The organism is Geodermatophilus sp. SYSU D00705 (assembly GCF_054050135.1).
In genome coordinates this window covers 15,502-34,968 of the sequence record NZ_JBJGYT010000030.1, presented here as the reverse complement: position 1 = coordinate 34,968, position 19,467 = coordinate 15,502, and the positions used below count along the sequence as shown (strand labels likewise).

General features: G+C 74.8%; 24 protein-coding genes and 1 riboswitch. Of the genes, 14 read left to right on the top strand and 10 right to left on the bottom strand.

Annotated elements, in window-relative coordinates; all coding sequences use genetic code 11:
* Positions 1-61 precede the first annotated feature (61 nt).
* Positions 62-1,315 (top strand): formamidase, encoded by a 1,254-nt coding sequence (fmdA, locus tag ACI78Q_RS19030; protein WP_456925005.1) that lies wholly within the window; start codon positions 62-64, stop codon positions 1,313-1,315.
* A gap of 57 nt (positions 1,316-1,372) precedes the next feature.
* On the opposite strand, the gene ACI78Q_RS19025 is transcribed toward fmdA, so the two are convergent.
* Complete coding sequence (locus ACI78Q_RS19025) at positions 1,373-1,540, bottom strand: hypothetical protein (RefSeq protein WP_456925004.1); 168 nt, start codon at positions 1,538-1,540, stop codon at positions 1,373-1,375.
* A gap of 125 nt (positions 1,541-1,665) precedes the next feature.
* On the opposite strand from ACI78Q_RS19025, the gene ACI78Q_RS19020 reads away from it, so the two are divergent.
* Both ACI78Q_RS19020 and ACI78Q_RS19015 read left to right on the top strand, forming a co-directional pair.
* The gene (locus ACI78Q_RS19020) at positions 1,666-1,884 is read left to right on the top strand and encodes a hypothetical protein (RefSeq protein WP_456925003.1); all 219 of its coding nucleotides are present in this window, start codon (positions 1,666-1,668) and stop codon (positions 1,882-1,884) included.
* A gap of 103 nt (positions 1,885-1,987) precedes the next feature.
* Complete coding sequence (locus ACI78Q_RS19015; protein ID WP_456925002.1) at positions 1,988-2,713, top strand: AmiS/UreI family transporter; 726 nt, start codon at positions 1,988-1,990, stop codon at positions 2,711-2,713.
* Positions 2,714-2,759: 46 nt separating this feature from the next.
* Here the strand turns inward: ACI78Q_RS19015 and ACI78Q_RS19010 are convergent, their stop codons facing one another.
* Together ACI78Q_RS19010 and ACI78Q_RS19005 are read right to left on the bottom strand one after the other, a co-directional pair.
* Positions 2,760-3,380 (bottom strand): FMN reductase, encoded by a 621-nt coding sequence (locus ACI78Q_RS19010; RefSeq protein ID WP_456925001.1) that lies wholly within the window; start codon positions 3,378-3,380, stop codon positions 2,760-2,762.
* Positions 3,377-4,534, bottom strand: coding sequence for an LLM class flavin-dependent oxidoreductase (locus tag ACI78Q_RS19005; protein ID WP_456925000.1), 1,158 nt, complete (start codon positions 4,532-4,534; stop codon positions 3,377-3,379). Before ACI78Q_RS19005 ends, ACI78Q_RS19010 begins: the two co-directional genes overlap by 4 nt.
* A gap of 195 nt (positions 4,535-4,729) precedes the next feature.
* Positions 4,730-4,877: riboswitch (cyclic di-AMP (ydaO/yuaA leader) on the top strand.
* A 227-nt stretch (positions 4,878-5,104) separates the two neighbouring features.
* Here ACI78Q_RS19005 and ACI78Q_RS19000 point away from each other — a divergent pair.
* The 7 genes from ACI78Q_RS19000 (at position 5,105) to ACI78Q_RS18970 (ending at position 10,858) form a co-directional block, all read left to right on the top strand.
* Positions 5,105-5,956: an aggregation-promoting factor C-terminal-like domain-containing protein gene (locus ACI78Q_RS19000; RefSeq protein ID WP_456924999.1), complete on the top strand. Its 852-nt coding sequence runs from the start codon at positions 5,105-5,107 to the stop codon at positions 5,954-5,956.
* A gap of 100 nt (positions 5,957-6,056) precedes the next feature.
* Entirely contained in the window at positions 6,057-6,695 is a 639-nt protein-coding gene (locus ACI78Q_RS18995) for a class I SAM-dependent methyltransferase (protein WP_456924998.1), read from the top strand.
* Positions 6,696-6,700: 5 nt separating this feature from the next.
* Positions 6,701-7,336 (top strand): TetR/AcrR family transcriptional regulator, encoded by a 636-nt coding sequence (locus tag ACI78Q_RS18990; protein ID WP_456924997.1) that lies wholly within the window; start codon positions 6,701-6,703, stop codon positions 7,334-7,336.
* A gap of 61 nt (positions 7,337-7,397) precedes the next feature.
* Positions 7,398-8,891 (top strand): flavin-containing monooxygenase, encoded by a 1,494-nt coding sequence (locus ACI78Q_RS18985; RefSeq protein ID WP_456924996.1) that lies wholly within the window; start codon positions 7,398-7,400, stop codon positions 8,889-8,891.
* Positions 8,888-9,736, top strand: coding sequence for an SDR family NAD(P)-dependent oxidoreductase (locus tag ACI78Q_RS18980; RefSeq protein ID WP_456924995.1), 849 nt, complete (start codon positions 8,888-8,890; stop codon positions 9,734-9,736). Before ACI78Q_RS18985 ends, ACI78Q_RS18980 begins: the two co-directional genes overlap by 4 nt.
* 17 nt (positions 9,737-9,753) lie before the next feature.
* Complete coding sequence (locus ACI78Q_RS18975; protein ID WP_456924994.1) at positions 9,754-10,482, top strand: DUF72 domain-containing protein; 729 nt, start codon at positions 9,754-9,756, stop codon at positions 10,480-10,482.
* Between the two features lie 19 nt (positions 10,483-10,501).
* The gene (locus ACI78Q_RS18970; RefSeq protein WP_456924993.1) at positions 10,502-10,858 is read left to right on the top strand and encodes a nuclear transport factor 2 family protein; all 357 of its coding nucleotides are present in this window, start codon (positions 10,502-10,504) and stop codon (positions 10,856-10,858) included.
* A 104-nt stretch (positions 10,859-10,962) separates the two neighbouring features.
* Here the strand turns inward: ACI78Q_RS18970 and ACI78Q_RS18965 are convergent, their stop codons facing one another.
* Positions 10,963-11,406 carry a DUF2784 domain-containing protein gene (locus ACI78Q_RS18965; protein ID WP_456924992.1) on the bottom strand — a complete coding sequence of 148 codons (444 nt, stop codon included), beginning with the start codon at positions 11,404-11,406 and terminating at the stop codon, positions 10,963-10,965.
* A gap of 77 nt (positions 11,407-11,483) precedes the next feature.
* Between ACI78Q_RS18965 and ACI78Q_RS18960 the strand changes: the two genes are divergently transcribed.
* The gene (locus tag ACI78Q_RS18960) at positions 11,484-11,900 is read left to right on the top strand and encodes a hypothetical protein (RefSeq protein ID WP_456924991.1); all 417 of its coding nucleotides are present in this window, start codon (positions 11,484-11,486) and stop codon (positions 11,898-11,900) included.
* Positions 11,901-11,907: 7 nt separating this feature from the next.
* On the opposite strand, the gene ACI78Q_RS18955 is transcribed toward ACI78Q_RS18960, so the two are convergent.
* On the bottom strand, positions 11,908-12,291 hold the full coding sequence (locus ACI78Q_RS18955; protein WP_456924990.1) for a VOC family protein: 384 nt from the start codon (positions 12,289-12,291) through the stop codon (positions 11,908-11,910).
* 68 nt (positions 12,292-12,359) lie between these two features.
* On the opposite strand from ACI78Q_RS18955, the gene ACI78Q_RS18950 reads away from it, so the two are divergent.
* The 3 genes from ACI78Q_RS18950 to ACI78Q_RS18940 are packed head-to-tail and all read left to right on the top strand — an operon-like array spanning position 12,360 to position 13,956.
* Complete coding sequence (locus ACI78Q_RS18950) at positions 12,360-12,569, top strand: DUF4177 domain-containing protein (protein ID WP_456924989.1); 210 nt, start codon at positions 12,360-12,362, stop codon at positions 12,567-12,569.
* A gap of 14 nt (positions 12,570-12,583) precedes the next feature.
* Entirely contained in the window at positions 12,584-13,408 is an 825-nt protein-coding gene (locus tag ACI78Q_RS18945) for a pentapeptide repeat-containing protein (protein WP_456924988.1), read from the top strand.
* Positions 13,405-13,956, top strand: a complete 552-nt coding sequence (locus tag ACI78Q_RS18940; protein WP_456924987.1) for a GXWXG domain-containing protein — start codon at positions 13,405-13,407, stop codon at positions 13,954-13,956. The genes ACI78Q_RS18945 and ACI78Q_RS18940 overlap by 4 nt, the downstream gene beginning before the upstream one ends.
* A gap of 6 nt (positions 13,957-13,962) precedes the next feature.
* Here ACI78Q_RS18940 and ACI78Q_RS18935 read toward each other — a convergent pair whose 3' ends face one another.
* From ACI78Q_RS18935 to ACI78Q_RS18915, 5 genes are read right to left on the bottom strand one after another with little or no spacing between them, the layout of a single operon-like run.
* Positions 13,963-14,415 carry a hypothetical protein gene (locus tag ACI78Q_RS18935; RefSeq protein ID WP_456924986.1) on the bottom strand — a complete coding sequence of 151 codons (453 nt, stop codon included), beginning with the start codon at positions 14,413-14,415 and terminating at the stop codon, positions 13,963-13,965.
* A 48-nt stretch (positions 14,416-14,463) separates the two neighbouring features.
* A complete protein-coding gene (locus ACI78Q_RS18930; RefSeq protein WP_456924985.1) occupies positions 14,464-15,423 on the bottom strand; it encodes an anti-sigma factor RsbA family regulatory protein in 960 nt (319 codons plus the stop codon).
* Positions 15,420-16,301, bottom strand: a complete 882-nt coding sequence (locus tag ACI78Q_RS18925; protein WP_456924984.1) for an MEDS domain-containing protein — start codon at positions 16,299-16,301, stop codon at positions 15,420-15,422. Before ACI78Q_RS18925 ends, ACI78Q_RS18930 begins: the two co-directional genes overlap by 4 nt.
* A gap of 45 nt (positions 16,302-16,346) precedes the next feature.
* Positions 16,347-17,753: a Re/Si-specific NAD(P)(+) transhydrogenase subunit beta gene (gene pntB / locus ACI78Q_RS18920; protein WP_456924983.1), complete on the bottom strand. Its 1,407-nt coding sequence runs from the start codon at positions 17,751-17,753 to the stop codon at positions 16,347-16,349.
* Positions 17,750-19,321, bottom strand: a complete 1,572-nt coding sequence (locus ACI78Q_RS18915) for a Re/Si-specific NAD(P)(+) transhydrogenase subunit alpha (protein WP_456924982.1) — start codon at positions 19,319-19,321, stop codon at positions 17,750-17,752. Before ACI78Q_RS18915 ends, pntB begins: the two co-directional genes overlap by 4 nt.
* Positions 19,322-19,467 lie beyond the last annotated feature (146 nt).

Here is a 19,467-nt window from a genome sequence, read left to right as displayed (position 1 = left end):
CGGACGGCCCGTCTTCCCGCGGGCCGGCGCTCACCATCAACGCAGATCGGAGAGTGGGGACATGCCAGACGTGGTGTTCACCGTCGACCAGGCCAAGTCCATGAGGGACCAGGCCGTACCCGGCCACAACCGCTGGCACCCGGACGTCCCGGTCGCCACGATGGTGCGCCCCGGACAGAGCATCCGGGTCGAGTGCCGCGAGTGGACCGACGGCCAGATCGGCAACAACGACTCGGCCAACGACGTCCGCGACGTCGACCTGACGCACGCCCACATGCTGAGCGGGCCGATCGGGGTCGAGGGCGCCGAGCCGGGCGACCTGCTCGTCGTCGACATCCTCGACCTGGGCCCGGTGCAGGCGCCGCAGGAGTTCGGCGACGCCCCCGGGCAGGGCTGGGGCTACACGGGCATCTTCGCCAAGGTCAACGGCGGTGGCTTCCTGACCGACTACTTCCCGGACGCCTACAAGGCGATCTGGGACTTCCAGGGCCAGGTCGCGACGTCCCGGCACCTACCGGGGGTGCGCTACACCGGCCTGACCCACCCCGGGCTGTTCGGCACGGCGCCGTCGGCGGACCTGCTCGCGAAGTGGAACGAGCGCGAGCGGGCGCTGATCGCGACCGACCCCGACCGGGTCCCGCCCCTGGCCCTCCCGCCGCTGGCCGAGAACACCCTCGGCGGGACGGCGTCCGGCAACGTGCTCGACGGCATCGCCCGGGACGGCGCGCGCACGGTGCCGGCCCGGGAGAACGGCGGCAACCACGACATCAAGAACTTCTCCCGCGGTTCGCGGGTCTTCTACCCGGTGCACGTCAAGGACGCGAAGCTCTCCGGCGGCGACCTGCACTTCAGCCAGGGCGACGGCGAGATCACCTTCTGCGGCGCCATCGAGATGGGCGGGTTCATCGACTTCCACATCGACCTGATCAAGGGCGGCATGGAGACCTACGGCGTGACCACGAACCCGGTGTTCATGCCCGGCAACGTCGAGCCCCGCTACTCGGAGTTCCTGACGTTCATCGGGGTCTCGGTCGACCACGAGAGCAACACGAACAAGTACCTGGACGCGACGCTGGCCTACAAGCGGGCGTGCCTGAACGCCGTCCGGTACCTGGAGAAGTTCGGGTACTCCGGCGAGCAGGCCTACCTGCTGCTGGGCTCGGCTCCGATCGAGGGCCGGGTGAGCGGGATCGTCGACATCCCGAACGCCTGCTGCTCGCTCTACCTGCCGACGGCGATCTTCGACTTCGACATCAAGCCGTCGGCGTCGGGGCCGGTGCGCGCCGACCGCGGTCAGTGCGCCGTCAGCTCGTGACCACCCGGCGGGCGGGAGCCCGCGCCGGGTGAGCCCGTCCCGGGCCGGGCGCCGTGCTCAGGCGGCGTCCGGCTCGGAGGCGAGCCAGATGGTGGGACGGGCGGTCACGACGACCGGCCCACCGCAGTTCCAGCAGGTCGGGTCGGCATCGCCGTCCTCCTGCGCGTCCTGGCCACCCACCTCGCACGGGTGGCACGTCCACACCACCTCGACCCGGTGCTCCACCGATCGGCCCCCTCGAGTCCCCTCCGTCGTGGCCGCCGGGTGTTCGAGGCCGGGAGGGTGGTACCCCGGGGGTGCGGTCGCCGAACACGCGGCCGCGTGCGCCACCGACCCCCCTGGAGGACGCCGTGTCCGACGAGCTCCCGCCGATCGCGCGGCACGAGGCCGCCGACCGCTTCGGCAAGGCGGCCCTGCGCACCGCCGCCGACCTGACCGCGGCGGTGACCGACGACGAGGACGCCGTCCCCGACCCCGTGGTGGTGCGCACCGACGGGCCGCACCGGTCCCTCGAGGGCCTCGCCGCCCTCCTCGACGAGGCGCTCGCCGAGGACGACGCGGAGCGTTGACGCGGGAGGGGTGCGGCGCCATCGTTGCCGCTGAACGTCTGCGCACCGGCACACCTCACGGGGGACGTCCGCACCGTCGCGGGACCCGAGGAGATGACTGCACATGGGAGCCGTCGGACTGCTGTACGTCGGGGCCGTCCTGATCGTCAACGGCCTGATGCTCCTCGGCAGGGTGGACCCCCGCGCCGCGGCACCGCTGAACCTGTTCGTGGGCGCGCTGCAGGTGTTCACGCCCACCTACCTGATCCTGACCGCCGGTGGGGACCAGGCCGCGATCCTGTTCGCGGGCGGCATCTACCTGTTCGGCTTCACCTACCTGTACGTCGGGATCAACCTGCTGGGGAACCTCGACGGCACCGGGCTGGGCTGGTTCTCCGCCTTCGTCGCCGTGTGCGCGGTGGTGTACGCGGGCCTGAACTTCTTCTACTTCGAGCCGCGGGACCCGGGGTTCGGCGTCATCTGGCTCTACTGGGCCGTGCTCTGGGGGCTGTTCTGGCTGGTCCTCGGGCTCAAGCGCGAGGACTACACCCGCTACACCGGCGCGATCGCCATCGTCGCCGGCGTGCTGACCGCGGCCCTGCCGGCCTTCCTGCTGCTCACCGGCTCCTGGACGCAGTACAGCGGCGTGTGGGCGGTCATCCTGGCCGTCGTCCTGCTGGCCAGCCTCGTGCTGCCGTACTCGCGGCTGCGGGGACGGCCGGAGCCGGCCGTGCCGCCGGCGGCGCCGGTCCCGTCAGGGGCGCCGGCCGCACCGGAGGGCGTGCCCGTCGCACGGCAGACCACCGAGCGCGGCGCCGACCGGCGGACGGACACCCGCGGCACCACCTGACCCGACCCGACGGCGCCGGGAGGTCTCCCGGCGCCGTCGTCCGCGGTCAGCTGTCGCGGAGCAGTTCGTCGAACGGCGTGAAGTCGGCGAACGGGTCGGCCGGGCGGGCCGACGCCGGCCGGCCGGCCACGAGGTCGGCCAGCTCGCCGGCGGCGCGCTCGACCCGGGCGGCCAGCGCGCGGTCGACGCCCTCGCCGCCGCCCCAGTCCTCCGGGGCGGCGAAGACGCCGGTCGGGACGGCGATCGCGCGCAGGTAGGCGAACAGCGGGCGCAGTGCGTGCTCGATGACCAGCGAGTGCCGCGCGGTGCCGGCGGTGGCCCCCAGCAGCACCGGCTTCCCGGTCAGGGACTCCTTGTCGATGACGTCGAAGAACGTCTTGAACAGGCCGCTGTAGGAGCCCGAGAACACCGGCGTCACCGCGATCAGCCCGTCGGCGCCGACGACGGTGTCGATCGCCGCCTGCAGCGACTCGTTCGCGAACCCGGTGACCAGGTGGTCGGCCAGGTCGCGGGCGTGGGTGCGCAGCTCCACCACCTCGACCGTGGCGTCCTCACCGCGCGCCCGGAGGGCGTCGACGGTGGCGGCGGTGAGCCGGTCGGCCAGCAGCCGGGTGGACGACGGGGTCGACAGCCCGGCGCTGACGACGGCGAGGGTGCGGGTGCTCATCGGACCTCCACCTCCTCGGCCTCCTCGCGCGCCTGCCCCGTGACACTGTCGGCGGCCGCGTGGACGGTCGCGTCCTTCGCCCCGCCGCGGGCGGCGACCCGGGAGGCGTGGGTCGGGGCGTCGGGCACGTGCGCGGGCTTCAGCGCGGCGAACTCGCGGCGCAGGACGGGCACGACCTCCTCGCCGAGGATGTCCAGCTGCTCCAGCACCGTCTTCAGCGGCAGGCCGGCGTGGTCGATGAGGAACAGCTGCCGCTGGTAGTCGCCGACGTAGTCGCGGAAGCCGAGGGTGCGCTCGACGACCTGCTGCGGGGAGCCGACGGTCAGCGGCGTCTCACGGCTGAAGTCCTCCAGCGACGGGCCGTGCCCGTAGACCGGGGCGTTGTCGAAGTAGGGCCGGAACTCCCGGACGGCGTCCTGGCTGTTCCTGCGCATGAAGACCTGCCCGCCGAGGCCGACGATCGCCTGGTCGGCCGAGCCGTGGCCGTGGTGCTCGTAGCGCTGGCGGTAGAACTCGACCATCCGCTGGGTGTGCTGCGGCGGCCAGAAGATGTGGTTGTGGAAGAAGCCGTCGCCGTAGTAGGCGGCCTGCTCGGCGATCTGCGGCGAGCGGATGGAGCCGTGCCACACGAACGGCGCGACGCCGTCCAGCGGCCGCGGGGTCGAGGTGAAGCCCTGCAGCGGCGTGCGGTACTGCCCCGACCAGTTGACGACGTCGGTGTCCCACAGCTTGCGCAGCAGCGCGTAGTTCTCCACGGCCAGCGGGATGCCGTCACGGATGTCCTTGCCGAACCAGGGGTAGACCGGGCCGGTGTTGCCGCGGCCCATCATCAGGTCCACGCGGCCGCCGGCCAGGTGCTGCAGCATCGCGTAGTCCTCGGCGATCTTCACCGGGTCGTTGGTGGTGATCAGCGTGGTCGCCGTCGACAGCTGCAGCGTCGAGGTCTGCGCGGCGATGTAGGCCAGCGTGGTGGTGGGGGAGGACGAGAAGAACGGCGGGTTGTGGTGCTCGCCGAGGGCGAAGACGTCGAGCCCGACCTCCTCGGCCTTCTTCGCGATGGCCACGACCGCCTTGATCCGCTCCGCCTCGCTGGGCGTGCGGCCGGTCGTGGGGTCGGTCGTGAGGTCGCTGACCGAGAAGATCCCGAACTGCATCTCGTGCTCCAAGTGGTTGAGAGCGCAACTACTGCTGCGTGCAACAGCGCCGCCCCGGGCGTATTCCGGATCCGCCGAGAACTCTCCCGCGACGAGGGTCACGTGACGGATGGGGCCCACGGGATTGTCACAGGACGATAACGGCCCGTACGGTGAGTGGGTCCGGTCGGTCGTGCTTCCCCATCCGGGGAGCCTGGCCGGACGCCGCCGAGTCGTGTCCGCCTCCCGCGGACGTGAGCCGGGGACCCATCGAAGCACTGGGGTGAATCCTGCTCTCGAGCAGGTAGGGCACCTTCCCGCCCGAACCCGTCAGCTAACTCGGTAGGCGGCCATGGAAGGAACGGAGAGCATCCGCATGCCTCGCCCACGGGCCCTCCCGGCTCGCAGGGATCCCGGGCCACGCGCACCTCGCGCCTCTTCCTCGGTCCGCTGATCCCGCCTCGCCGTTGACCGGCCGCGCGCGTCACTGACCGCCGCCGGACCCCTCCCGTAGACCCTCGCGTCCCGGGCTGCCCTCCGTACGAGTCGGCAGGCCCGCGGGCGCCCTCGCGCCCCGGAGCACCCCACTCGATGAACGACCGCACCGTGCAGTTCCCCGCCGTCGACGCCGCCACGACCCCCGCCGCCGACGCCGCCACCCCCCAGACCACCTCCCGCCGCGGCTTCGGCCTGCCGGCCAAGGGCCGCCGTCCCGCGTTCTTCCTGGCCGCCGCCGCGGCCGGCGCGATCGTGGTCAACGTCCTGGCCAGCGGCGCGCCCGACGCCGAGGCCACCGCCACCCGGACCGAGTCGGTCAGCGTGGCCGAGCAGCTCGGCATCACCGCCGACGCCGCGGCCGCGGCGACCCCGGAGGCCGCCGACCTGGCCCCGCTGCAGCACCTCGCCGCCTCCCGCAGCGAGCGCCAGGCCGCCGAGGCCAGCGCCGCCCAGGCGCAGGCCGCGGCCGACCAGGCCGAGCTCGACCGCCAGGCCGCCGAGCGCGAGGCCGCCGAGCGCGCCGCCGCGGAGGCCGCCGCCGCCGAGCAGGCCGCCCGCGAGGCCGCCGAGCGTGAGGCCGCCGCCGCTGCGCAGGCCGCGGCCGCGGCCGCTGCCGCTCCTGCCGCCGCCCCGGCGCCCGCGGCCGCCGCGGCTCCCCGCGGCTCCTTCAAGGAGTACGCGATGTCCAAGGTCGGCAGCGCCCAGCAGTTCAGCTGCCTGGAGAACCTGTGGGGCAAGGAGAGCGGCTGGAACCCCAACGCGCAGAACCCCACCAGCACCGCCTACGGCATCCCGCAGTTCCTGAACTCCACCTGGGCCGGCACCGGCATCGCGAAGACCTCCGACGGCTACCGCCAGATCGACGCCGGGCTCATCTACATCGAGAACCGGTACGGCAGCCCCTGTGGCGCGTGGGCGCACTCGCAGGCCCACAACTGGTACTGATCGCCGCCCCGGTCCCGCACCGGGCACCCGTTCGAGGGGCCGCTCCTGACAGGGGCGGCCCCTCGAGCCGTCTCGGGACCGGGTGTGGGACGGTCGGGCGGTGAGGGTCGTCCCGTCCGGTTTCGTCCGTACCCACACCCAGGTCCGACGGCCGTCGTCGGTCCCGGAGGTGCGGCTGCACGTGGCCGAGGACGTCGTCGCCCTGTGGGAGGCGATGGAGACCGAGGACGGTGGCGCCGGGGAGGCGCCGCCGTTCTGGGCGGCGGCGTGGCCGGGCGGCCAGGCGCTGGCCCGCTTCGTCCTGGACCGGCCGGAGGTGGTCGCTGGACGGACGGTGCTCGACCTCGGCGCCGGCAGCGGCCTGGTCGCCCTCGCCGCCCGGCTGGCCGGTGCCCGGTGGGTGCTGGCCAGTGACGTCGACGAGTTCAGCCGCACCGCGGTCGGCGTCAACGCCGGCCTCAACGGCATCGACGGCGTGAGCGTGATCGGTGACGTCCTCGGCCGCGAGCTGCCCGGCATCGACGTCGTCCTGGCCGGGGACGTCTGCTACGACCGGGAGATGACCGAACGGGTGCTGCCGTTCCTCGACCGTGCCCGCGCCCGCGGGGTCGAGGTGTACGTGGGCGATCCGGGGCGGCCCTACCTGCCGCACGACCGGCTGGCCGCCGCCGCGGTCTACGAGATCCCGGAGACCGAGGGGCCGGGTCTGCGGCGGACGACGGTCTGGCGGCTGCCGTGAGCAGCGTGGCACCCGACCGTGGCCGCCGCGCCCGCCGTCCCTCCGGTGACGACCGGGAGCGGGCGATCCTCGCCACCGCCGAGGCGCTGCTGGCGCAGCGGTCGCCGGCGGAGATCTCCGTCGACGACCTCGCCCGCGGTGCCGGCATCTCCCGGCCCACCTTCTACTTCTACTTCGCCTCCAAGGAGGCCGTCGTCCTGGCGCTGCTGGACCGCGTGGTCGCCGAGGCCCGGGAGCTGCGCGCCGCCGCCCTGGCCGGCGCCTCCGACGACGTGCGGGAGAGCTGGCGCGCGGCGCTGGTCGCGGTCCGCGACACCTTCCGCGCACACCGGGCCCTCACCGCGGCCGCCACCCAGCTGCTGGCCGCCAGCGCCGAGGTGCGGGAGCTGTGGTCCCAGGTCATGGAGGGGTTCGTCGCCGAGACCGCCGCGGCGATCGAGGGGGAGCGGGCGCGCGGTGCGGCGCCGGGCGGGCCGGCGGCGCGCGACCTCGCCACGGCGCTGAACTGGATGAACGAGCGGGTCATCCAGGGCACCCTCGCCGGCCAGCAGCCGGCCGTGGGGGAGGACGAGCTCATCGACGTGCTGCTCACCGTCTGGCTGCGCACCATCTACGGCACCGACGAGCCGACGCGTCGTTGACGTCCTCGACGACGTGTCGACTACCGTGGCGCAGGTCACCGGCCGAGCCAGGGGGAACGACATGACCGCACCCGCCGAGCACGTGGACGTGCTCATCGTCGGCGCCGGGCTCTCCGGCATCGGCGCCGCCTGCCACCTCCAGCGGGAGTGCCCCGACCGCAGCTACGCCGTCCTCGAGGCGCGGGAGGCCATCGGCGGTACCTGGGACCTGTTCCGCTACCCCGGCGTCCGCTCGGACTCCGACATGTTCACCCTCGGCTACTCGTTCAAGCCGTGGACGCAGGCGCGGGCCATCGCCGACGGCGAGTCGATCCGCCGCTACGTGCAGGAGACCGCGCGCGAGCACGGCGTCGACCGGCACATCCGGTTCGGCACCCGGGTCGTCTCGGCCGAGTGGTCGACCGACGAGGCGCGCTGGACGGTGACCGCGCAGCGCACCGGCACCGGCGAGACCGTGCGGCTGACCTGCTCGTGGCTGTCGGTCTGCTCCGGCTACTACCGCTACGACGAGGGGTACCGCCCACGCTTCCCGGGCGAGGAGCGCTTCGCCGGCCGGATCGTGCACCCGCAGCACTGGCCCGAGGACCTCGAGCACGCCGGGAAGCGGGTCGTCGTCATCGGCAGCGGCGCCACCGCGGTCACCCTCGTCCCCACGCTGGCGCGCACCGCCGCGCACGTGACGATGCTGCAGCGCACGCCCAGCTACGTGCTCGCGCTGCCCGGTCGCGACCCGCTGGCCGACACCCTGCGCCGCCGGCTGCCGGCGCGGGCGGTCTACCCGCTGGTCCGGTGGAAGAACGTCCTGGTGTCCATGGCCTCCTACCAGTTCAGCCGGCGCCGGCCGGCCGCCATGAAGGCCCTCATCCAGAAGCTGGCCCGCAAGCAGTTGCCCGCCGGGTTCGACGTCGAGACCCACTTCGGGCCGCCCTACGACCCGTGGGACCAGCGGCTGTGCCTGGTGCCCGACGGCGACCTGTTCACCGCGATCCGCGAGGGCCAGGCCGACGTCGTCACCGACCGGGTCGCGACCTTCACCGAGACCGGCGTCGCGCTGGAGTCCGGGGCCGAGCTGCCGGCCGACGTCGTGGTGACCGCCACCGGGCTGAACCTGCTGCCGATCGGCGGCATGGCCCTCACCGTCGACGGCGAGCCGGTCGAGCTGTCGGAGCGGGTCTCCTACAAGGGGATGATGATCTCCGGGGTGCCGAACTTCGCCATGACGATCGGCTACACGAACGCCTCCTGGACGCTCAAGGCCGACCTCGTCGCCCGCTACGTCTGCCGGCTGCTGCGGCACATGGCCGCGCACGGACACGCCATCTGCACGCCGGTTGCCCCTCCGGGCGGCGGCACGGAGCCGTTCATCGGGCTCACCTCGGGCTACGTCCAGCGCAGCGTCGCCGCCCTGCCCCGGCAGGGCGCCCGCGCACCCTGGCGGCTGTACCAGAACTACGTGCGCGACGTGCTGCTCATGCGCCGCGGCCCGGTGGCCGACCAGGGCGTCCGGTTCACCGCCCGCCCGCCGGCCCGGGCCACCGAGGAGGTCGCCGCGTGAGCCTCGCCCCCTACGTCTTCGCCGGCGGGACGGCGGTCGTCACCGGCGCGGCCGGTGGCATCGGCGCCGCCCTCGCGCACGGCCTGGCCCGGCGCGGGAGCTCGCTGGTCCTGCTCGACCGGGACGCCGCCGGGCTCGCGACGGTGGCCGGGGCCATCGGCAGCGCGTACCCCGGTCTGGCGGTCACCACCCACGTCGTCGACCTCTCCGACGCCGAGGCCACCCGGCGCGCGGCCACCACCCTCGCCGAGGCCCACCCCGAGGTGACGCTGCTGGTCAACAACGCGGGGGTGGCCCTCGGCGGCCGCTTCGACCAGGTGACCCTCGAGGAGTTCGAGTGGGTGCAGGAGGTCAACCTGCGCGCCACGGTCCGGCTCACGCACGCGCTGCTGCCGGCGCTCAAGGCGCACCCCGGCTCGCACCTGGTCAACGTCTCCAGCCTGTTCGGGCTGATCGCGCCGGCCGGACAGGTGGCGTACGCGACCAGCAAGTTCGCCGTCCGCGGGTTCACCGAGGCGCTGCGGCACGAGCTGGCCGACGACGAGGTCGGCGTCACCTGCGTCCACCCCGGCGGGATCCGCACGCGGATCGCCGCGGACGCGCGGGTGGGCTCCGGCGTGCCCGTCGAGGAGGGGGAGGCGGGCAAGCGCGACTTCGCCAAGCTGCTCACGATGGACCCCGCGAAGGCCGCGGAGATCGTCCTCACCGCGGTGCAGCGGCGCCGTCCCCGCCAGCTGGTCGGCTGGAGCGCCGTCGTCCCCGACCTGCTGGTCCGGCTGGCACCGGGCTCCTACGGCCGGCTGCTGGCCGGCCTCACGTCGCTGGCCGCACGGGGCCGCCGCTGACGGGGTAGGGGCGTCCCGTGGCCGTGCACGTGGGGACGTCGGGGTGGAGCTACGACCACTGGGACGGCGTCCTCTACCCGCCGGGCACGCCGGCGCGGGACAGGCTGGCGCACTACGTGCGGCGGTTCGGCACCGTCGAGCTCAACGCCAGCTTCTACCGCTGGCCCCGAACGGCGACCTTCGCGAGCTGGCGCCGCCGCCTCCCGCCCGGCTTCCAGCTGTCGGTCAAGGCGCCGCGCGGCCTCACCCACGCCAAGCGGCTGTACGGGCCGGAGGTGTGGGTGGAGCGGCTGGTCGCCTGCTGGCACGAGCTCGGCGACCGGCGGGCGGTGCTGCTGGTCCAGCTGCACCCCGCCCACCAGCGGGACGACGAGCGGCTGCGGTACTTCCTGGGCCTGCTGCCGGACTGGATGCGGGTGGCCGTGGAGTTCCGGCACCCCAGCTGGCACACCGACGAGGTGTTCGGCCTGCTGGAGCGGTACGGCGCGGCCTACGTCGTGATGAGCGGCGCCGGCCTGCCGTGCGTGCTGCGCGCCACCGCACCGTTCGTCTACCTGCGGCTGCACGGCCCCGACGACACCCACCTCTACGCCGGCTCCTATCCCGACGCCGACCTGCGCTGGTGGGCCGACCGGGTGGGGGAGTGGGCCGGGGACGGTCGCGACGTGTACGCCTACTTCAACAACGACGGGTACGGGCACGCCGTCCGCAACGCCGAGACGCTGCGTGGGCTGGTCGATGGCTGACCGCGGGCACCCTGTGGACGTGGACCACGTCGACGCGGACACGGCGGCGGTCGTCGAGCGGGAGCGGCTGCTCCTGCGCCCGGACGTGCGAGCGGACCGCCACGAGGTGGAGGGTCTGCTGCACCCGGACTTCCAGGAGTTCGGAGCCTCGGGACGGGTCTGGGACCGGGCGACGATCATCGATGCGCTGGTCGCGGACCCCGCGGTACCCGGCGCGGCTGAGGGGTTCGCACCGGTGCGGCTCGCCGAGGACGTCGTCCTCCTCACCTACCGCGTGCGCGGGGAGCCCGGTTCCCTGCGCAGCTCGCTGTGGGTGCGTGACGTGGCGGCGGGCTGGCAGCTGCGCTTCCACCAGGGCACCCGTCTGCCGGCCTGAGGCCGGCGGGCGCGTGCCGGCCACGTCGACGCTCCGTGCCAGGTGCGTCACCGGGCCGGGCCTCCCACCGGCGCGGTCCCGCGGGAACGACCGAGCGACGCACGTCAGGTGGCTCCTCCGGTGATCCGAGCTCCCGCGCGGCGGTCACCGCCCGCCCCGGTGGCCCGCCCGGCCCGGCCGCCGGGCAGCCCGCGCCGCCGCAGTACGCGGGCGGCCAGCAGCCCGTAGCCGGCCGCGTTCGGCAGCAGCGCCACGGTGTAGATGCCGGCCTGCACGGCGGGACTCGTCGCCTCCAGGCCGAGCGGGGTGAAGACGTGGTGGCCGAGGAACCCGCCGGAGTACGGCTCCGCGCCGGCCCGCTCGCGCAGCGCCAGTTCCCACTCGGTGAGCGGGCAGGGCGCGCCGGCGAGGTGGACGGCCAGGATCGCCGCGGCGACCGGGGCGTGCACCAGCAGCACCCGGGGCCACCGCAGCGCCAGCAGCGCGCCGGTCAGCATCACGACGACGGCGAGCGCGTGCACCCCCGCGACGGCGTACGCCCAGGACACGCCGTCAGCGTGGCACGGGGCGCGGCGCCCCGGGAGGCGGGGCGCGCCGGGAGTGCCCGGGCGGGAGACTGGGCGGCATGAGCGAGCGCGAGGAGAGCAGCCGCGACCCGGGCAACCGGGTGTCCCGGTCCATCGAGGAGTTCGTCAGCCAGCTGCGCGGGTTCACCGACCGCGCCCGCGGGATGGCCGCCGGCGCCGTCCCCTTCTCCCTGCCCAAGCTGCCCTCGCCGCCGGGAGCGATGTCGGCGGCCCAGCTCCAGGCGATCGACAAGGCCGTCCGCGGTCAGCGCCAGCAGATCCAGGCCATGACCGCGCAGCTGCAGGCCTTCGACGAGCAGCTCGCCGTGTTCGAGCGGATCCTCGACCCGCTGGTCGAGTGGAGCGCCACCTGGGCGCGGCTGGAGGAGTCGGTGGCCGACCTGGTCCGCCGTCAGCCGGCGGAGCCCGACGACCCCGCACCGGACGGCGGCCCGCCGGCCGGCCGCCGGCCCTGACCGGAGCTCAGCGCAGGTCGCGGCGCAGCGGGTGGTCCGGGGGCACCTCGACCAGCACGATGCGGACGCCGTCGGGATCGGCCACCCAGCCCTCGACCAGACCCCACGGCTCGGGGGAGGCCTCCCGCAGCACCGGCACCCCGGCCGTGCGCAGCCGCCGGACCTCCGCGGCGGCGTCGCGCACCTGCAGCCACATCGCCAGGCCCCGCGGCCGCTCGTCGCTGCGCCCGGCGACCTCGAGCAGACCGTTGCCCAGGAAGAACACCAGCCCCGGGGCGTCGGGCGGGCCGAACTCGCGGTACACGGCCAGGCCCAGGACGTCGCGGTAGAACGCCCGCGACCGGGCCGGATCGGTCGGGCGCAGCAGGATCCGGCTGCTCAGCACGTCCACTCGGGCATCATCGGGGCACACCGGCGTCCCCGACAGGGCCACCGGCCGTGCCGAGACCAGGAGGACGGATGGCTCAGCGCTACGAGTACAAGGTCGTCGAGCTCCGGGAGGGCCTGCTCGGCGGCAAGATGTCGGGTGACAAGCTGGAGAAGGTGCTCAACGAGCACGCCCGCCAGGGGTGGCAGCTGAAGGCGATCACCTCGGTGGAGGTCAAGGGCCGGATCGGCCCGGGCGGTGTCGAGGGCGTGCTGGTCACCCTGGAGCGCCTCACCGCCTGACCCCGGAGGAGCCCGTGCCCGACGTCACCGACGCCCGGGCGGAGCTGCGGGCCGACTGCGCCCGGTGCGCGGGCCTGTGCTGCGTGGCGCCCGCCTTCGCCGCCTCGGCCGACTTCGCGCTCGACAAGCCGGCCGGGAGGGCGTGCCCGCACCTCCAGGGCGACTCCCGCTGCGGGATCCACGCCGAGCTGCGCGAGCGCGGTTTCCCCGGCTGCACGGTCTTCGACTGCTTCGGCGCCGGCCAGCGGACGGTGCAGGTGACCTTCGGCGGCCGCGACTGGCGCGCCGGCCCGGACGTGGCCGCGTCCGTCTTCACCGCCTTCGGCGTCCAGCGGCAGCTGCACGAGCTGCTCTGGTACCTCACCGAGGCGCTGTCCCTCCCCGCGGCCGCGCCGCTGCGGCGGGAGCTCACCGCGGCCCGGGACCGCGCCGCGGAGCTCACCGGCGCGACGCCCGAGGAGCTGGCCGACGTCGATCCCGCGGTGTTGCGCGCCGAGGCCGGTGCGCTGCTGGCCTCGGTCAGCGAGCTGGCGCGGGCCGGCGTCCGCCGCGGGGGCCGGGACCGCCGCAACGCCGACCTCGTGGGCGCCGACCTCCGGCGCACCGACCTGCGCGGGGTCAGCCTGCGTGGTGCCTACCTGATCGGCGCCGACCTTCGGGCCGCCGACCTGACCGGGACCGACCTGCTCGGCGCCGATCTGCGCGCCGCCGACCTGCGGGGCGCGGACCTGTCCGCCGCCCTCTTCCTCACCCGCCCCCAGGTGGCCGCCGCCCGGGGGGACGCCGGCACGCGGCTGCCCGCCGTCCTGGAGCACCCCGGGCACTGGGGCGCCCGGTGAGCGCGGACGACGACGTCCGCTGGCTGGCCCGGCACCGCGGCGGGACGGCGGCGGCGGACGCGCTGGCGTTCTTCGACCGGCTGCCCGCGGTCGAGCCGGACGCCGTCGTCGGCCGCTGGCGCGGTGCCGAGCTGCCCACCGGCTCGCGGCTGGACGGGCTGCTGCCCGCGCACGGCTGGTGGGGCAAGGAGGTGGTCGACGCCGACACGGTGCACCCGCTGCTGTTCCCCGACCGGGCCGGCCGGCCGCGGCCGGTGCAGCCCGCGGCGGCCCCGCTGACCCTGCTGCGCCGCGCCCCCCGGCTGGCCGCCGGCCGGCCGGCCCGGATCGGGTTCGCCGCCCTCCGCCCGCTGCTGAGCACCCGGCGCCCGGCGGCGCGCATCCGTGTGGTGTCCCACCGCGGGGTCGCCACCGCCGCGGTGGTCTACGACCGGCTGCCGGTGGTCGACGTCCTGCGCGCGGTCGGTACCGACGTCCTGCTGGGGCTCATGGACCTGCGGGGCCTGCCGGAGCCGTTCTTCTTCGTGCTGGAGCGGGACGCCGGCTGAGCCGGCTCACGGCTCGGGCGTCTCCTCGGCGGCGTACCCGGCCTCCCCTCGCCGGCCGCGGCGGCGCAGCATGCCGGTGACCGAGCCCAGCCGGTCGGTGGCCTGCCGCAGGCCGTGCACCAGGGGCAGCAGGTCCTCCGATACCTTCCGCAGGGTGTCGGGCACCGTGTCGATCGCCGGGTCGTCGAGGACCTTCCCGACCCGCTCGAGCCCGGGCTTCAGCGACCGCACCGGGTCCTCGAGCTCCTCCACGAGGGTCTCCAGCCGCTCGGCGGTCCGCTGCGCCGAGGAGATGGTCTCGGTGGCGACCCGCGTGGCCGCGATCAGCTCCCGGACGGCGGTGTTCAGGTCGGTCAGCGTGCGCGGCAGCTGGGCCAGGGCCTCGGTCTGGGCCTGCAGCGTGCTGATCAGCTCGGAGAGGCCGGGGATCCGGGGCATGCCCATGCGGAAGGGGTCCACGCCGCAACGGTCGGTGACGCGGCCCGCCGCCGCAACCGCCGGGGAGGCTCAGTGCCAGGTGGTGACGCGGACCGTCGTCCCCGCGGGGGAGGAGCGCAGCTGCACCAGGTCGCACAGCTGGTGCACCAGGTAGACCCCGCGCCCGCCGCCGGCCTGTCCGGGATCGGGCCGCCGCCGGCCGAGCAGGGGGTCGGTCACCTGGCCGCGGTCGGAGAACTCCACGACGGTCGCGCCCGGCTCGCTCCACATCGCCAGCACCCCACCGCCCCCGCCGTGGCGGACGCTGTTGGTGGCCAGCTCCGAGGCGGCCAGCTCCAGCGCCTCCACGCGCTCGGCGGGCAGGCCGGTGGTGCGGGCGAACTGCGCGACGGTGCGCCGTACCGCGTGCACGTCCGCGGCGCCGAACTCCCCGCGCAGCACGACGTCCCCGGGCGAGGGGAGCGGGGCGGCCAGCAGCCCGGCGGCCGTCAGCCCGCCGGGGCCGTCGGTGGGGTGGACGCCGTCGGCGCCGGTCCACCACGGGTGGGTGCGCAGCGCGCCGGCGCACACCGCCCCCGGGAGACCCCGCTCGTCGTAGGGGCACAGCAGCCGCCAGGCGGGGCCGCCGTCGAAGGCCTCGTTGAGCAGCAGCTCGTGCAGCTCGCACTCGACGAGCTCGGCGGGGGACCGGCCGGGGTAGGCCGGCTCGCCGACACCGCGCAGCGTCCGGCCGGCGGCGGTGTGCCGGTCGAGGACCTCGGTCCACACCCCGATGATCCGGCCGGGGTTGCCGCCGATCTCGGACATGTCGAGGAAGTCGACGGCGGCGGCGTCCGCACCCAGCGCGGTGCGCAGCTGCGCCAGCCGGTGCGGGGGCTCGGCGACCACGACGGCCTCGCCGGAGGCCAGGCCCTCCCGGACGAACGCGACGACCGTGTCGGTGAACCCGGCCTCGTCGCGGTAGGCGAACGTCTCGTGCGAGAAGCCCGGTGCCGCGGCGCCGGCGGCACGCAGGAGGGGTGTGCTCACGCGCGCTCCCGCGGGGAGACGGTCACGATGCGGTCGTACCCGAGCAGCCCCCACACCCGGGCGAACAGCGGCGGGACGCCGACGACGGCGACGTCCCCGCCGGCGGCGAGCCGGTCCTGGGCCCACCTGGCGATCGCCCGGCACCCGGCGGCGTCGGCGAACTCCAGCCGGGTGAGGTCCAGGACGGCCGTGCCGGTGCGGAGCACGGGGGAGTGGGCCAGCACGCGGCGCAGCCGGTCGGCCCCGAAGGCGTCCACGCTGCCGGCCACGGCCACGCGACCGCCGTCCACGTACACCCGGAACGGGGCCAGGACGTCGTGGGCGAGCCCGGACGGGGTGCGCACCTGGGGGTGGACTCCGGCCACGCCGGCGAGGACCTCGGGCGCCAGCGCGCCGCGCTGGTAGGCGCACATCGCCGACATGCCGGACCCGGCGGCCACGAAGTCGTCGGCCAGGTGCTCCCAGCGGACCAGCTCGGCGTGCCGGTCGGGGTCGGCGGCCAGCCGGGTCAGCTCCGCGACCACGCGCAGCCCGGTGTGGCCCGCGGCGATCGCCTGCTGGGTCAGTGCGTCGTAGAACTCCAGCTGCTGCTCCGGAGCGAAGCCGCCGTCGCCGTCGTAGGCCTCGCCCAGCGGCAGCAGGACCAGCCTGCCGTCGGAGAGCAGGTCACCCAGTGGCCCGAGGGGGCCCGGGGTCGCGTGCAGCCGCGCCACGTCGTCGTCGGAGCCCACGAAGACCAGCCGCTCGCCGCGGGCCAGGCCGGCGGCGAGGAACCGCCCGGCGGCGGCGGGGAGGGCGGCGGCGTCGTCGTAGACCCAGCAGAGGTGGTCGGCCGGACCGACCGGGACCGGCTCGGTCACCGGGCCCTGGGTGCGCATGTGCCCACCGTAGGACGGCGGCCTCCGGGATGACAGCCGCGCAGGTCAGAGGCTCTTGAGGATGTCCTCGACCCGCTCGCGGGCGTCGCCGAAGAGCATGCGGGTGTTCTCCCGGAAGAACAGCGGGTTCTGGACGCCGGCGTACCCGGTGTTCATCGAGCGCTTGAACACGATCACCCGCTCGGCCTCCCACACCGCCAGCACCGGCATGCCGGCGATCGGGCTGCCGGGGTCCTCGAGGGCCGCGGGGTTGACCGTGTCGTTGGCCCCGATCACCAGGACGACCGACGTCTTGGGGAAGTCGTCGTTGATCTCGTCCATCTCCAGGACGATGTCGTAGGGGACCTTCGCCTCGGCCAGCAGCACGTTCATGTGGCCGGGCAGCCGGCCCGCGACCGGGTGGATGCCGAACCGCACCTCGATGCCCTTGTCGGTGAGCTTGCGGGTGAGCTCGGCGACCGGGCCCTGGGCGTGCGCGACCGCCATGCCGTAGCCCGGCGTGATGACCACCGACTCCGCAGCGAGCAGCAGCTCGGCGGCCTCGTCGGCGGTGATCTCGGTGTGCACGCCGTCCTCGGACGCCGCGGCGGTGCTGCCCTCGTTGCCGAAGCCCCCGGCGATGACCGACAGGAACGACCGGTTCATGGCCCGGCACATGATGTAGGAGAGGTACGCACCCGAGGAGCCGACCAGCGCGCCGGTGATGATCAGCAGGTCGTTGTCGAGCAGGAAGCCCGACGCCGCGGCGGCCCAGCCCGAGTAGCTGTTGAGCATCGAGACGACCACCGGCATGTCCCCGCCGCCGATGGAGGCGACCAGGTGCCAGCCCAGCGCCAGGGCGATGACGGTCACCGCGGCCAGGACGCCGAGGCTCGGGGTGACCACGAAGGCGACGGTCAGCGCGAGGAAGGCGACCAGCGCGCCGAGGTTGAGCCAGTTGCGGCCCGGCAGCATCAGCGGGTTGCTCTTGATCCGCGCCGACAGCTTGAGGAAGGCGACGATCGAGCCGGTGAAGGTCACCGCGCCGACGAACACGCCGATCGCGACCTCGGCGGAGTGGATGCCCAGCAGGTCCGCGGGCACCTCGGTCTGCGCGGCGCCCTCGCGCTCCACCGACAGGTAGCCGTTCCAGCCGACCAGCACCGCGGCCAGGCCGACGAAGCTGTGCAGCACCGCGATCAGCTCGGGCATGCCGGTCATCGGCACCCGGCGCGCCCGCCACAGCCCGATCGCGGCGCCGACGAGCATCGCGACCACGATCGCCGCGACGGCGGCCGCGGAGATGCTGCGGGCGGCCAGCCCGATGGTGGCGACCAGGGCGATCGCCATGCCGGCGATGCCGTACGCGTTGCCGGCCCGCGCCGTCTCGTGCCGGGACAGCCCGGCCAGGCTGAGGACGAACAGCAGCCCGGCCACGATGTAGGCGGCCGCGGAGGCCGAGGCCGCGCTCACCGGGAGGTCCGGGTGGGGGAGCCGGCGGCGAACATCCCCAGCATCCGCCGGGTGACGGCGAACCCGCCGAAGACGTTGATCGAGGCGACCAGCACCGCGACGAACGCCAGCACGGTGACCAGCGTGCTCGTGTGGCCCAGTTGCAGCAGCGCGCCGACCAGGATGATCCCGGAGATCGCGTTGGTGACGCTCATCAGCGGCGTGTGCAGCGCGTGGTGCACGTTCCCGATGACGTAAAAGCCGACCACGATGGCCAGCGCGAACACCGTGAGGTTGCCGATGAGCTGGTTCGGCGAGAACGCGGTGGCCAGGAACAGCAGCGCGGCCGCCGTCCCGACCAGCGCGGCGGTGCGGGCCGGCGAGGGTGGCCGGCGCTGCGCCGGCGGGGGGACGGCGGTCCGCGGGACGGGTTCGGCGGTACCGGCCCCCGGCCCGCCCGCGGACACCTGGACCGGCGGAGGTGGCCACAGCACCTCGCCGTCCCGGACGACGGTCATCGACCGCTGGACGACGTCGTCGAGGTCGAGGACCAGTTGCCCGTCCTTGCCCGGGGTCAGCAGCTTCACCAGGTTGACCAGGTTGGTGCCGAACAGCTGCGAGGCCTGCCCCGGCAGCCGGCCCGGGAGGTCGGTGTAGCCGATGATCGACACCCCGTCGGGAGTGGTGACCACCTCGTCGGGCACCGAACCCGCGACGTTGCCGCCCTGGGCGGCGGCCATGTCCACGACCACGCTGCCCGGCCGCATGCCCGCGACCATCTCCTCGGTGATCAGCCGCGGCGCCGGCCGGCCGGGGATGAGGGCGGTCGTGATCACGATGTCGACGTCCCGGGTCTGCTCGGCGTACATGACCGCGGCCCGGCGGTCGTAGTCCTCCGAGGTCACGGTGGCGTACCCCGTGCCGCCGCCCTGCTGCTCGTCGGCCGGCACGCCCACGTACTCCCCGCCGAGGGAGGCGATCTGCTCGGCCACCTCCGGGCGGACGTCGGTGGCGCGCACGACCGCCCCGAGGCTGCTGGCCGTGCCGATCGCGGCCAGCCCGGCCACGCCGGCGCCGACCACCAGGACCGTGGCCGGCGGCACCTTCCCGGCCGCGGTCACCTGCCCGGTGAACGACCGGCCGAACACGTGCGCGGCCTCGATCACCGCCCGGTAGCCGGCGATGTTGGCCATGGAGCTGAGCACGTCCAGCGACTGGGCCCGCGAGATGCGGGGGACGGCGTCCATCGCCAGCGCGGTGACCGGCCGCGCGGCGAGGGTCTGCACGAGCTCGGGGTCGAGCGCGGGGGCCAGCGTGCTGACCAGCACCGCGCCGTCGCGCAGCAGCCCGACCTCCGCGGCCGACGGCTTCGCGACGTGCAGCACCAGGTCGGCGGCCCACGCATCGGCCGCCGACCCGATCCCGGCGCCGGCCTCGGCGTAGGCGGCGTCGGGGAAGCTGCCGGCCTGCCCGGCCCCGCTCTCCACCACCACCGCGTAGCCGAGGCCGATCAGCTGCCGCACCGTGGCCGGTGTGGCGGCCACCCGTGTCTCGCCGGGGCGGGTCTCCCTGGGCACTCCGATGAGCACGTCGGCTCCTTCCTGACCGTGGTGCAGCCGCGGCCCGATCATGCCGCCCCCCGCCACCCCGGCGCCCCTCGACGGCCATCACGCCGGTCCCTCCCCCGGGAGGGTGAGGTGCGCGGCCGCTCGGGTGCAGACACCCGCCCGGGCTG

What these genes read in the sequence shown, in the direction of transcription:
- ACI78Q_RS18950 (WP_456924989.1), top strand. Translation starts at nt 12,360, where the DNA reads ATGGCTCAGCGCTACGAGTACAAGGTCGTCGAGCTCCGGGAGGGCCTG.
- ACI78Q_RS18925 (WP_456924984.1), bottom strand. Translation starts at nt 16,301, where the DNA reads ATGCGCACCCAGGGCCCGGTGACCGAGCCGGTCCCGGTCGGTCCGGCC.
- ACI78Q_RS19010 (WP_456925001.1), bottom strand. Translation starts at nt 3,380, where the DNA reads ATGAGCACCCGCACCCTCGCCGTCGTCAGCGCCGGGCTGTCGACCCCG.
- ACI78Q_RS18960 (WP_456924991.1), top strand. Translation starts at nt 11,484, where the DNA reads ATGAGCGAGCGCGAGGAGAGCAGCCGCGACCCGGGCAACCGGGTGTCC.
- ACI78Q_RS18985 (WP_456924996.1), top strand. Translation starts at nt 7,398, where the DNA reads ATGACCGCACCCGCCGAGCACGTGGACGTGCTCATCGTCGGCGCCGGG.
- fmdA (WP_456925005.1), top strand. Translation starts at nt 62, where the DNA reads ATGCCAGACGTGGTGTTCACCGTCGACCAGGCCAAGTCCATGAGGGAC.
- ACI78Q_RS19015 (WP_456925002.1), top strand. Translation starts at nt 1,988, where the DNA reads ATGGGAGCCGTCGGACTGCTGTACGTCGGGGCCGTCCTGATCGTCAAC.
- ACI78Q_RS19005 (WP_456925000.1), bottom strand. Translation starts at nt 4,534, where the DNA reads ATGCAGTTCGGGATCTTCTCGGTCAGCGACCTCACGACCGACCCCACG.
- ACI78Q_RS19000 (WP_456924999.1), top strand. Translation starts at nt 5,105, where the DNA reads ATGAACGACCGCACCGTGCAGTTCCCCGCCGTCGACGCCGCCACGACC.